This window comes from Micromonospora coxensis, from assembly GCF_900090295.1.
GTDB lineage: Bacteria > Actinomycetota > Actinomycetes > Mycobacteriales > Micromonosporaceae > Micromonospora > Micromonospora coxensis.
Genome location: NZ_LT607753.1, coordinates 4,652,443 through 4,665,529, shown reverse-complemented (window position 1 = coordinate 4,665,529; position 13,087 = coordinate 4,652,443). Strand labels below are relative to the sequence as shown.

At 63.9% G+C, this 13,087-nt stretch carries 8 protein-coding genes; 6 read left to right on the top strand and 2 right to left on the bottom strand.

Going from position 1 to position 13,087, the window contains the following annotated elements; genetic code table 11:
- Positions 1 to 19: 19 nt before the first annotated feature.
- The gene (locus tag GA0070614_RS21320; RefSeq protein ID WP_231933732.1) at positions 20 to 1,189 is read right to left on the bottom strand and encodes an MrcB family domain-containing protein; all 1,170 of its coding nucleotides are present in this window, start codon (positions 1,187 to 1,189) and stop codon (positions 20 to 22) included.
- Positions 1,190 to 1,599: 410 nt separating this feature from the next.
- Here GA0070614_RS21320 and GA0070614_RS21315 point away from each other — a divergent pair, with 410 nt between their 5' ends.
- Both GA0070614_RS21315 and GA0070614_RS21310 read left to right on the top strand, forming a co-directional pair.
- Entirely contained in the window at positions 1,600 to 2,061 is a 462-nt protein-coding gene (locus GA0070614_RS21315) for a very short patch repair endonuclease (RefSeq protein ID WP_331715115.1), read from the top strand.
- Between the two features lie 39 nt (positions 2,062 to 2,100).
- A complete protein-coding gene (locus GA0070614_RS21310; RefSeq protein ID WP_088977623.1) occupies positions 2,101 to 3,417 on the top strand; it encodes an ATP-binding protein in 1,317 nt (438 codons plus the stop codon).
- Between the two features lie 16 nt (positions 3,418 to 3,433).
- Here the strand turns inward: GA0070614_RS21310 and dcm are convergent, their stop codons facing one another.
- Positions 3,434 to 5,227: a DNA cytosine methyltransferase gene (gene dcm, locus GA0070614_RS21305; RefSeq protein ID WP_231933345.1), complete on the bottom strand. Its 1,794-nt coding sequence runs from the start codon at positions 5,225 to 5,227 to the stop codon at positions 3,434 to 3,436.
- A 491-nt stretch (positions 5,228 to 5,718) separates the two neighbouring features.
- On the opposite strand from dcm, the gene GA0070614_RS21300 reads away from it, so the two are divergent.
- From GA0070614_RS21300 to GA0070614_RS21285, 4 genes are read left to right on the top strand one after another with little or no spacing between them, the layout of a single operon-like run.
- Positions 5,719 to 7,197 (top strand): ATP-binding protein, encoded by a 1,479-nt coding sequence (locus GA0070614_RS21300; protein WP_088977621.1) that lies wholly within the window; start codon positions 5,719 to 5,721, stop codon positions 7,195 to 7,197.
- Positions 7,198 to 7,242: 45 nt separating this feature from the next.
- Positions 7,243 to 10,050, top strand: coding sequence for a Z1 domain-containing protein (locus GA0070614_RS21295; protein WP_172892474.1), 2,808 nt, complete (start codon positions 7,243 to 7,245; stop codon positions 10,048 to 10,050).
- Positions 10,047 to 11,054, top strand: coding sequence for a PD-(D/E)XK motif protein (locus GA0070614_RS21290; RefSeq protein WP_157745058.1), 1,008 nt, complete (start codon positions 10,047 to 10,049; stop codon positions 11,052 to 11,054). The genes GA0070614_RS21295 and GA0070614_RS21290 overlap by 4 nt, the downstream gene beginning before the upstream one ends.
- Positions 11,051 to 13,060: an AIPR family protein gene (locus GA0070614_RS21285; protein WP_088977619.1), complete on the top strand. Its 2,010-nt coding sequence runs from the start codon at positions 11,051 to 11,053 to the stop codon at positions 13,058 to 13,060. The genes GA0070614_RS21290 and GA0070614_RS21285 overlap by 4 nt, the downstream gene beginning before the upstream one ends.
- Positions 13,061 to 13,087 lie beyond the last annotated feature (27 nt).

Below are 13,087 nucleotides of genomic sequence, written 5' to 3'. Positions count from 1 at the left end.
TACACGGCAGCTACGGTCGTTAGTCCAAGAACCGCGAGTCAAGACCCCCAGTCCGTCCATCCTCGCGCCGCAGATCACTGGAGGGCGACGGGGATGACAAAGGGGCATGATCACCAGTTTTCACCGGAAGGCGGTAAGCGTATTCGGTGGGGATCAGATCGTCTTGGCTGATCCTCCAAGGCCAGAACCAGCGCCCTCTGCCCCCGACGGCCCTGACGCCGACGTCATGAACAATTCGAATATCCGACGCGACATACAGGGCATGTTCGGCAAAACAGCCCGTCGCAGATTGACTGTGAAAGACCTCATTGGGCGTTAGTACTATTTCCCGTCCACACGATCGGGTGCCCTTCACCTCCACATGCAACTCGCGCCCGTTATCGCGCCAGCAGTCGAGATCGTAGCCACGCTTGTACTGACCTACCTCCTGAACATGCCAACCGTCAGCGACAAGTTCCGCCTTGGCCATCCCCTCAGCATGCACCTCGACCAGCTTCCGGACAATGGGATCCATCAGGCGACCTTGCCGTAGTTCGGCAACGCTACGACCAGACTCTTCAATCACCGCTTTCAACTCAGCCTCGGCGGGACCCACCGACCCGACCACACCTTGCATGACTGGCTCACGGTAAAGGTACGCGAGAAGAGTCAGCATCTCGATGACGTGTCGGAGAAGAACGTCGCCTGTCGGCATTTGTAGACGGTCATAGCAGCGAGCGGCAATGGTTCCCGCCTCATAATTGCGGATTCGGTCACGGCTTTCTGAGCCTACGGGCGGAATCCCACCCAGTCCAAGGTCAACGATGCTCGCGTCCATAGCGTCGAAGGAGGCCCCTGCGACGCCCCGCAAAAGGCTCCGCGCCTCTGCCGATCGAGAATGGATCAACCTGCGATTCTGCACTGGTCGACGCTTTCCTGCACGGAGTTCACTCGTGCCCTGCATCAGGGACAGGTACACTCGGGATCCGTCAGCCGCAAAGAGATATGCCAGGTAATACCCCTCCTGCGCGCTCGGCGCATAGAGCTTGGAGAACATCCTCACCCAGGGAACAGGGCCATAACTCCCCCTCCGTCCCCCGTGCTGTACATCCAAACTCAGGTGATCGAGGCCAAGAGACGCTGCAGCCGAGCCGACTAGGTCCCTGAGAACCTCAGCAATATCATGAAGGGCCGCGTCGCGGGAACGCATCGCAGGCGAACCCTTGTGCGAATATCCGCTGGCCAGGTTCATGACGTCTTGGAGCAGCTGCCGGAGCTTGCTCTCGTACGTGGACGGGCTGAAGCCAGCAAGGGGCTTCTGCGGGAGCGACATGGCCGAGAGCTTAGAGACTCTTGTCGACAGCAGCCGACCGCAGCGACTAAGCCGTGATCGACTGACCCGCAGTTTGGTGCGCCGGAGCCGGGGGGATTGGAAGGGGCACCTCACCAAGACCGAGCGAGGGGCCCTGACCTTCCTTGTCATCTGGCCGATACCCTCGCGTCCTGCCCAGCCGGAATACTTGCCGGGCGGCGGAGGAAGCTGCGGAAGCTCGAACCGGGCGGGGAGATCAGCAACGTGGACGGACAGCTCAGAACGATAAGGGAGGCGAGGCCGTGGCGATGAGCCGCTCTCCCCGTGTCGCTACCGGCCGTCGCCCTGCTCCACTCAGCCAAGCAGTCTCGGCTCAGATGAAGCGCATGCGTCGGGCCTCCACTAAGCCTGAGCTGCTCATCCGTAGGGAGCTACACCGCCGCGGTCTTCGCTTTCGAGTAAATCACCCAGGATTGCCCGGAAAGCCAGACATCGTCTTCACCAGAGCCCGGCTTGCCGTCTTCGTTGACGGCTGCTTCTGGCATCGATGTCCGGTACATGGTGTGCTGCCCAGGAACAACCGCGACTGGTGGGAGGCGAAGCTCCTCCGCAACGTTGAGCGGGACCGGGAGAAGGACGCGGCGCTGTCGGCCCTGGGCTGGCACGTTCGGCACTTCTGGGAGCATGAGGATCCAGTGAGAGCCACGGACGAGATCGCGCGGCTGTGGCGGCACCTGCTCAGCGAGCAGGCATCCGGTGGAAGGTCGTGACGTGGTCTGTGACATCCTGGTCCTCGCTCGCATGACTTCATGGAGGTAGCCGTGCCCGGCAAGGCCTGGTTCGATGTTGCGCCGTCGGCTGCCCGCCTGACCAGCTCGCTTCGTGACATCGGCTACGACTTCCCTACGGCTGTGGCGGACATCGTCGACAACAGCGTGGCTGCCGGAGCGACGCGGGTGGAGGTGATGATCGAGTTTGCGGGATCAAGGTCGCGGGTCTACATAGCAGATGATGGCTGCGGCATGTCGCCGGGCGCTTTGCTGGAGGGCCTGCGACTCGGCACGCGTCGCACCTACAGGCTGGGTGAGCTGGGCCGCTACGGGTTGGGTCTCAAGACCGCCTCACTGTCCCAGTGCCGATCGGTGGCGGTGGTTTCCCGGAGCAATCCCGAGGTGGTGCGGACGTCGGCCCGGGTCCTCGACCTTGACGTGGTGGAGGAATTGGACCAATGGGTCGTGGTAGACCCGGGAAATGATCCAGACGTCGCCAGAGCCAAGCAGTGGCTGGCCGAGGGTACCGGGACAGTGGTCCTCTGGCGTCACCTTGACCGGGTACTGCCCGAGAAGCAGCCTGAGGGCGGTTGGGCTCGGCGCCGGTTCGAGAACCTGGCCGCGAAGACTGCTGAGCACTTGGGAGTCGTGTTCCACCGCTTCCTTGAGGGCATCGACGGCAAAGCCCCACTGGTCATCACGGTCAACGGTCAGAAGGTCAGGGCCTGGAACCCATTTGCACCCGAAGAGCCTGGCGTGTCTGAGCTGCCGTCCCAGCGCTTTGAGGTCACGATCGGTGACGTTACAGGTCACGTGGATCTTCGACGCTTCGTCCTTCCCTCGCGCGACCGATTCTCCACTCCTGGCGAGTTCGAGCGGCTCTCCGGCCCGCTGAACTGGAACCGGCAGCAGGGCATCTACGTTTACCGTGCAGACCGACTGGTGCAGTGGGGCGGCTGGAGTGGCATCCGGGGCATTGACGAGCATACGAAGATGGCGCGTGCCGCTCTCGACTTCAGCACCGACCTCGACTCTGCCTTCAACATCAACGTGGCCAAGATGAGGGTTTCGCTACCCGCGCAGCTACGTCAGATGCTCGAGGCTCCGGTCAATGAACTCTGCATCTACGCCAACGACGCCTACCGTCGGAGCGCACGGCCCAAGCAGAAGTCGGTCCCCACGGACCTCAATGCCACTCCCGACGTTCGTGTCGCCGCGCAGGCAGCGACCACCGCCGGGCTAGCCCTTCGAGCCGCAGCGATGCAGGCAGGCGAGTGGGCTGCTTGGCAGCGGATCGCCGCTTCCCTGCGCAAAGAAGCGCCCGAGGTCGCAAGGTCGCTGGGCCTGGACAGCTGAGTCGGTGAAACCCTACTCAGAAGAGCCGCAATGGGTCAGCACGAGACTCAAGGCACAGCTTCTGCAGTGGGCACGCGTTGCACTCGGGCTCCACCGGCCGGCACAGGGTGTTCGCCAGCTCGACCAGTCCGAGGTGAGCACGGCGGGCGTCGCTGTCCGCGCCAATCATCCGCGCTATCTCGAGCCGCCCGTCAGTGAGCCGGTTGCGGCGATTCACGGGATCCCCACTGAAACGTGCCGCCACTCGCAACACGCCCTTGGTCACCAGGACGGGTTCCTCGGAGTCCTCGTCCCCATAAGCGGGCACGACCAGGACCGCCAAGTCAGCCACCGACTCCGTCAGCCCAGCCACCTGGCGTAGCTGATCGTCATCATTGAGCAGTTCAGGGTTGTCCGCGAGCCGTCCCGCCAGTTCGAGAATCGTCCCGGCGCGCTGGGGCCGCGACGCCCACTTGCTGATCTCGACAAGCTCGCTCTCCGACAGGACCGTGTCCTGAGGCTGCCGCCAGCGCGCAAGTAGCGGCCAGATGAAACGCACGACCTCCGCCGGGGCACGGTCCAGCAGCATTTCTGCCTGTATAACCTGCCATCGTGTCTCGGCCCGCAGCCAGGGAAGCCCCCGGACGACGGCACTGTCGAACCAGCTGGCGAGAATCGCCGCGACATCCTGGGTCGTAGCCGATACCGGATGCGGGTTGTCGAGTGATGCCTGCACGGCGCCGGCGAGATGCTCGCCGAGCAACGGCGGCACGGCATTACCGATCTGACGGAATGCGGCCGACGGCGGACCGGCGAAGCGGAACCAGTCCGGGAAGGTCTGGAGGCGGGCCGCCTCCCGAACCGTCAGGGTCCGGTTCTGACGAGGATGGATGTACCAGTAACCGTCCTTGGCGATGTGCGCGGTGATGGTCCGGGAAAGGTTGTTCTCGTCGAGCCGCTTGTACTTGTCGTCGAAGATGTCGTCCCGGTACCGCTTCATCTCGTCCGGTAGGTCGCTGTACCGCGTGCTGTGATCCATGGCCTCGAAGGCGCGCGCGTCGTCCTCCCGGACCGGCCTCGTGATGTGGTCGAAGACCTTGTGCTTGTCGGAGGCGGACACGGCCTGGCGCATTCGGCGCTGGAATTCGCTGACCGGCCCCTCGTAGTCGCTCCAGCCCTCCGCACCACCCTCCGGTCGCCAGCCCCCCTCGACAGGGGGAAGATCGCCGATCGCGTTCCAGACCGTGACCCGCTCGGGCTGTTCCCGCGGCCAGATGAACTGGACGCCGTCCCGCAGCGCAACAAGTATGAGTCGTTGGCGGAACTGCGGCACTCCGTAGCGGAACGTCTCTACCGACCGCTCTTCGACCGAATAGCCGATCGATTCAAGCTCGTGGACCATCGTTCGGAGGATGAACATCTCCTTGTCGAGCGCCATGTCTGGCACGTTCTCCATGACAACGGCCTGTGGACGCGCGGTCCGTGCGATCTCCAGGAATGACCGCCACAAGTCCCGGCGCTCGTCATACGGATCACGGAGGCCATGCCGGACCCGGTGTCGAATCTTCGAGCGCCCCGCCTTCGAGAACGGCTGGCAAGGCGGGCCGCCCGCCAGCAGCTCAACTCCGGCGGCCTTCAGGAGTTCGCCAACCTGCCGAACCCGGTCCGGGTCGCCCAAGTCCCAGTTGACGCTCAGTCCCGGGTGATGGTGGCGGTGAGTCTCGACGGCCTCGTCGTCATGGTCGACCGCGAGTACGACCTTGTAGCCTGCGGCGTCAAGACCAAGACTCAAACCGCCGGCGCCGCTGAACAGGTCAGCGGCAAGACGCACACCCTCGGCTCGTAGCTCAGACGCGAGGGAGATGAGCTCCTCGGGTTCCGAGCAGGCCTTGGGGTGCGGTGCGAGCCGGACGAAAGGACCACGGACCAACTTGACTCCGTACCCACGGCGTCGGGCTGGGGCGGGGGGGTGGTCTTCAGTGGTCACGACAAGGCAGGTTACCGGCACGCCACCCGTGTCATCGACCGCTGGCGGCGACACACCGCCATGCAGCTACTGGTATGGATCCGAGGTCACCGTTGTCCTGAGGCAACTACTGCCCGTACGGCTTGAAGTTCGCTCCCAAAATCGAACAATCTGCTCAAATCCCGCGAAGAGCGATCTTGGAGGGCTGACTGTAAGCACCGTCACGTACCTATACTCATCAAGCCCGCTCCGGGGCTCGGGTTCCGCCGAGACTTCGATACGCCCGCCGAGTAGGGAAGCAACGAACGCGACCGTGCGGCACCGAAGAGGTTCCTGCACCGACTGGAGCCGATGCCTTGAGCTACGACATCGCGAACCCCGACCCGGCGGGCACCATCACGTCACTACGGTCGTTCGGCTACAGCGTCGAGGCTGCTGTGGCGGATCTCGTGGACAACAGTGTCTCCGCCGGCGCCCGTCGGATCGACGTCTACTTCACGTGGGCCGGCGCCGCCTCATGGGTGGCGGTGGTGGACGACGGCAGAGGGATGACAACTGACGAACTCGTCACTGCAATGACCGTGGCGGCGAGGGGCTCCTACCAGGCTCGCGCCGCCGAGGATCTTGGGCGCTTCGGCATGGGGTTGAAGAGCGCTTCGTTCTCGCAGGCGGCCCGCCTCACTGTGGGCACGAGCACCGCAGCCAGCCCGGAAGAAGCAGTCCGGACCTGGGACCTCTCCGTCGTCGCAGACACGAGCGAGTGGCGGCTGTTGCACGGGACCGATGAGGAGACCGCGACGCTTCTCAAGCAACTCCGGCCCGAAGGCGGAGCTGGAACGACGGTCATCTGGCGAGATCTGCACCGATTCGCCGTGGACGGCCTGACCACTGAAGACGCACGGGCGCAAAAACAGTTCTACGCGGAGGCGACCCGGGCCGAGGAGCACCTTGGCATGGTGTTCGGGAGGTTCCTCGTGGGCAGGAACCGGCTCGCGATGACCGTCAACGGCACACCGGTCAAGGCCTGGGACCCCTTCCTAAGCGGACACCCGTCGGTCCAGCGACTACCGGGGGAAGAGCTGCCTGTCGGCAACCATACAGTCCGCATCGAGCCGTTCATCCTGCCTCACCCCAAGAAGCTCAGCCCCGAGCAGCAGCAACAGGCAGCCGGCCCGGGAGGCTGGCTGGACCAGCAGGGCTTCTACGTGTATCGGCGGGACCGGCTCATCCTGGCCGGCGACTGGCTCGGCATCCGCGGCTTCCGACGGGACGAGCGGTACAACCTTGCGCGCATCATCGTCGACGTGCCGGCCGAGGCGGACGCCGACTGGGCAATCGACGTCCGGAAGTCAACGGCGGTACCGCCGGTGGGTGCGCGTCGCCACCTGCAACGCATCGGTACTGCGACCCGGAGCCGAGCCGCGGAGGTGCTGAGTCACCGTGGGCGGATCGCCGCACGCGAGCACGGCGCCGAGTTCGTCTACGCCTGGCGCGTCGACAAGCGCGACGGCACCATCCGCTGCCGCATCAACCGGGACCACCCGCTCGTGCGGGAGGTGCTGCAGGGCGGCCCTGATGCTGCAGTTGACGCGAAAGCCCTCATCAGGCTGCTGGAGGAGACCGTGCCGGTCGCGGCGCTGCGGATCATGCACGACGGCGACGTCACCGACGATCCCGAGCCGTTCCTCGGGGCGGCTCCCAAAGAGGTAGGGGATGTGGCGAACCGCATCTATGCCGCTTTCGTCGCTCAGGGACGGACTCCCAGGGAAGCCAAGGAACGGCTCGCACTGATGCCGCCCTTCGACCAGTTCGACGGCTTCTGGCAGCAGCGTTGACGGCTCCACCGCCAACCACCGCATCAGACCAACGGGGAGGGCCGGATGACGGCGCTGACACACGATGAAGATGACGCGATGCAGCAGGCCATCCGGCTCGTGCTCGCATTCCTGCCGCAGGATCGACAGGCGAATCCGACCGAGCTGAACGACGCCGTGAACATGGTCTGCGCCATGCAGCAGGCCCGAGGCCAGGCACTGGACCGGGAGCTGCTGCTCAAGGAGATCCAGGCTCGGGTGGCGGTCTGGCAGGACGACTCGGTGGGATTGAAGGACGACCGGAACCACATCGAATGGCTGGCCGAGGCGCAGCTGGACCGCAGCTGGGACTTCTGGGACCGGTACCGCCGGTACCTTGAGGACGTCCGGCTGATGCCGCCACGGGTCGTACGACGGCTGAACCAGAGCACAGACAGAATCCTGCGACAGCTTGAGGACCCGCAGCGCCCGGGCTCCTGGCGTCGTAACGGACTGGTAGTCGGTCAGGTCCAGTCGGGCAAGACAGGCAACTACATCGGCTTGGCCTGCAAGGCGGCCGACGCCGGCTACAAGCTCATCGTGATCCTTGCCGGGATCCACAACAGCCTGCGCAGTCAGACCCAACTTCGGGTCGACGAAGGCCTCCTCGGCTTCGACACCCAGTACCAGCAACGCTACGACGAGAACAAGAGCACCGCACGCATCGGCGTTGGCGTGATGCCCGGAGTGAAGCGCCTCAGAATCGCCTCATTGACCAACAGTGCCGAGGGAGGCGACTTCCGGCGGCACGTGGCGAGCAACCTGAACCTTCCAATCGGCGATTATCCCGTCGTCTTGGTGATCAAAAAGCACCAGAGCATCCTCGAATACGTACGGAAATGGGTGGTCGAGGTTGAGGGTGAACCAACCGCTGACGGCGTGACCAAGATCGTGCGGGACATCCCCCTGCTGGTGATCGACGATGAGGCTGACAACGCCTCGATCGACACGACGAAGGATGACGACGCCGATCCAACACGGATCAACGCGTCCATCCGGCACCTGCTGAACAGCTTCGATAAGGCCGCCTACGTCGGCTACACCGCCACTCCATTTGCCAACATCTACATCAGGCCTGACGCCGACCACGAGACGTTCGGGCTCGATCTGTTCCCCGACAGCTTCATCGAGAGTCTGCCTGCGCCATCCAACTACCTCGGGCCAGAGCGCGTGTTCGGCCTACGCGCCGAGGACCCGGACGAGGATGACGTGGGGGCCTTACCGATCTTCCGTGCCATCAAAGATCACGAAGACTGGATGCCGCGGCGCCACAAGAAGGATTGGGCGCCGCCAGAGGACCTTCCCAAGTCCCTGCGCGAGGCACTGGACGCCTTCGTATTGACCTGCGCGACGCGGCGAGCACGGGGGCAGGGCCGCCAGCACAACTCCATGCTTGTCCACGTCACCAGGTTCATGAACGTGCAGAACCTGATACGCGACCAGATCGAGGAGTACCTCGGCCTGATGCGGGACCGGCTCCGAGACAGCATGGGTCGCGAAGCCGGCGAAGTTCTCACCCAGCTCCGTGAGCTGTGGGACCGCGACTTCGCACCGACCAGTGCGAAATTCCCGTCCGAGGAAGCCGACCCACCCTCCTGGCAGGATGTCCGAGAGGAGCTGCGCCCTGCCCTACTCAAGATCGAAGTACGCGCGATCAACGGCAGCTCGCGAGACGCCCTCGAGTACTACGAGCACAGGCGGACCGGGGTCTCAGTCGTCGCTGTGGGCGGCAACAAGCTGTCCCGCGGCCTGACCTTGGAGGGGCTGAGCGTCAGCTACTACCTGCGCGCGTCGAACACCTACGACACTCTGCTGCAGATGGGGCGCTGGTTCGGCTACCGACCTGGTTACGAGGACCTCTGCCGGTTGTACACGACGCCTGATCTTCGCAAGGCTTATGCCGAAATCACCGCAGCGGACAACGAGCTGCGACGGGATTTCGAGGAAATGGCGGCACTCGGCGAGACGCCAAAGAACTTCGGTCTCAGGGTTCGCGCATCCTCCGCCGGACTCGCGGTCACGGCCGCCAACAAGATGCGCCGTGGCGTCAAGGTACGGCTGAGCTACTCCGGTGAGCTTCCGGAAACTACGATCTTCAACCTCCGGCCAGAGGTACTGCGACGCAACTTCGACAACTTGGAGCGCTTCGTCAGGCTGTTGGGAGACCCAACCGCACCACACACCGACGGCAAGAGCCTTGTGTGGCGGAACATCACCCCCGCAGAGATCATCGACGGCTTTCTCGACCGTTATGTCTCAGACCGCGGCTCATACCGCGTGCGACCCGCCTTCATCGCGGAGTACATCCGCCGTTGCGCCGTCTTCGGGGAACTGTCCCGGTGGACGGTGCGCCTGGTGGGTGCTCCAGGTCGGCAGGTGGAGATCGGCAATCACAAGATCGGGTTGGTGAAGCGGCGACCGCCGACGGTTGAGGGCAAGGAGCGCCCGATCGAAGGCGACCGCTTCATCATCAAGCGGGTACTCAACCCTGCCGATGAGAGCAGCGATCTCGCAGACGAGGTGAGAGAGCTGGCTTTGCAGGCCACGAGGGCAGCACGTCGGGCGTGGGCCGAGCGCAAGAACAGGGAGTACAAGGAGCCTGACGTCCCAACCGGGCAGTCACTCCGGAAATTCCGCCCGGCGCAGGAGCCACTACTCATCATCTACCCGATCGAGCATCCGCAGCAGACAGCAAACCACGATCGTCTTCCGGTTGTCGGCTTTGCCATCAGCTTCCCCTTCTCGGAGCATCCGACCGAGACCGAGTATGTGGTCAACGACATCTGGAGGCAGCAGGAGATCGACTACTACGACGACGAGGACCCCGACGAGTGAGGATTGGCGAAGAGGACTGGGCACCGCTTGAAGCGGAGCACCACCCGTACGGCATCGTCGCTCGTCGTCTGTTCCCACGCTCGGGGCATGACATCTTCCTGGCGGTTCAACAGCCGAGTGGGCGGCGCGTACTGGTCTTCCGTGTGCCGGCTGCGGCGGCTGAGGAAGTGGCGGAGCGACACTCCCCCCTCGCCAGCACTCAAGGTCTGGCGCTGCAGTTCGCAACGGCTCCCGACGGAAATGCCGAGCTACGGGTGGTGCTCACCGCCGACGACCGGCGAGAGGTGTTCAACCCGCTGATCGCCGATGTCGCTCTGGCAGCTCAGGCAACGGAGGGGCCGGTGCAGGCGCTCACCGCGGCGATTGAGCGCTTCGAACACTGGCGCCACCTCCTTCAGTCGCTTCGGGACACCGGCCTCGGCATGGACGCCAGGCGGGGTCTCTTCGGGGAACTTGTGGTGCTCCGTGACCACCTTCTTCCGGCCCTGTCTCCCGCTGAAGCGATTTCTGCCTGGCGGGGTCCTACCGGAGCGAATCAGGACTTTCAGTTGCCGGGGAGCGCTATCGAAGTCAAGACCGGAGTAGGCAGAAACCCCGGAAGTATCGTGATCGCCAGCGAACGTCAGCTCGACGAGACTGGGACGGACCACTTGATCCTGGCTCACCTGTCCGTGGACGAACGGCGAGGCGGTTCCGGTGAGTCGCTGAATGAGGTTGTCGGCTCGCTGAAAGACGTGATGCTAAAGGGCCCGGCTCGAGCTGATTTCAGTGACCTGCTTGTTCGGATCGGTTACCTGTCCGAGCACCGTCACATGTACGAGGACGTTCGGTACACCGTCCGCCGGACGGATTTCTGGCAGGTCATCGGCGATTTCCCACGAATCGTGGAGGTAGACCTCCGCCCCGGTGTGGGTGACTGCCGCTACCGGATAAGCACTGCCGGACTTGACCAGTACGGTGTCTCCGCAGAATGGGTGGCCAACATCGTGAAGGGGAAGGCATGAGCCAGAACAGCCTGTCGGCTTACGCTAAGGAACTCGTCGCCGACGTGCTCGCGACGGCCGAGGCGGAGAACGCCACAGCCCCCGACACCTTCACCCGTCGCGTGCTCGACGAACTGGAGCAGGCCGGCGAGATCGAGAACACCTTCACCGCTTACCACAAGGCCCACGGGCTGGAGGTCAACGGCTACGGCACCAATGAGTCCCTGGGGACTCTCGATCTCTTCATCACCCACTTCAGTCTCAGGCCTGAGGAGGACCGCCTGCCGCGGGCCCAGGTCGAGACCTTGTTCAAGCGCCTGGCAACGTTTGTCCGCAAATGCCGTGACGGTCTTGCGCGGGACATCGACGAGTCCTCCGACGTCCACGACATGTGTGTCGCGGTCGCGAAGGCCCTACCCGATGCCCCCCGCATCCGTCTCTTCCTTCTCACCGACGTTGTCAGTGCGGTGTCCAGCATCCCGCCCGGCGACCTGGACGGCCTGAAGGTCACTCACGAGATCTGGGACCTGAACCGCCTTCATCGGCTGTCGTCCTCCGGCACCCTCAGTGAACCGATCGTGGTTGACTTCGATCCGCCGCTGCCCTGCCTGGCCACCCCTGAGACCGACCGCAACTACTCGGTCTTCCTGGCTATCATCCCGGGGCAGGAACTCGCCGACCTCTACGGCAGGCACGGTACGCGTCTGCTCGAGCTCAACGTTCGCTCGTTCCTGCAGACCAAGGGCGGCGTGAACCGCGGCATCCGCGACACCCTGCTGCACAACCCTGACCGGTTCCTGGCCTACAACAACGGGATCACCGCCACAGCCTCGACCGTGGAGTTCACCCAGCTCCCCGACGGCGGACAGGCGATCAGGCGCGTCAACGACCTGCAGATCGTCAACGGTGGCCAGACGACGGCGTCCATCCACTACGCGTACACGAGAGACAAGGCGGACCTCAGTCGGGTCCACGTTCAGATGAAGCTGACCCGGGTTTCTCCTGACCGGTTGCAGGAGATCGTGCCTGAAATCTCGAAGTACTCGAACACCCAGAACAAGGTCACGGTCGTCGACTTCAGCTCGAACCACCCCTTCCACGTCGGCATCGAGAAGATCACCCGATCGCTCTGGGCCCCTGCAGCGGACGGCAGCGGGCAGGAGACTCGCTGGTTCTACGAGCGCGCGCGGGGCCAGTACACCGACGCGCTGGCCCACGAACGAACGCCGGCCAACCAGCGCAAGTTCAAGAGCCTGCACCCTCTGGCTCAGAAGTTCACCAAGGCGGACGCAGCGAAGTTCATCCATTCCTGGGCTGGGCTTCCTTACCTGGTGAGCCGAGGGGCTGAGAAGAACTTCCGCGAGCTGATGATGCGGATGGGTGACAACGTTCCGGAGATCAACATCAGTTTCGGCCAGCGTCTCATCGCCAAGGCGATCCTGTTCAAGGCGACCGACAAGATTGTCGCTGCCCAAGACTTCGGCGGCTACAAGATCAACATTACGTCGTACTCAATCGCCCGGCTCGCTGAGGCGACGAACCGCCGGATCGACCTGGATCGGATCTGGCGGGAGCAGGGGCTCAGCCCAGCCCTCGCCAATGCTTTGGAAGAGCTCTGCGTTCCCGTTCGTGACGTGATTGTCAACCCTCTCCGGGGTGGTACCAATATCGGCGAGTGGGCAAAGCGTCCGGACTGCTGGGAGGCCGTCCTCGCCGTCCCGTGGACGGTGCCGGACGAACTCATCGCAGAGCTGGCTGACCAGCCCCTCGAAGACAGCGCGCCGACGGTGCCGGACGATACCACGACCGGTGACGTCGCCACGGTGACGGCCATCTCCGCACCTGAATGGTTTGCAGTGGCACGTTGGGCTAAGGAAACTCGCAACCTGCAGCCTTGGCAGCGCCAGTTGGCCGAGACCGTGGGCCGGTACGTCAACAACGGTTGGCCGGTCACCGACAAACAGGCCAGTCAGGCGCTTCGACTCATGGACGAGGCGAAGCGACTCGGGTTCCACGCCAACCGCTGATCAACGTGCTGAGTACTGGCAATGAGA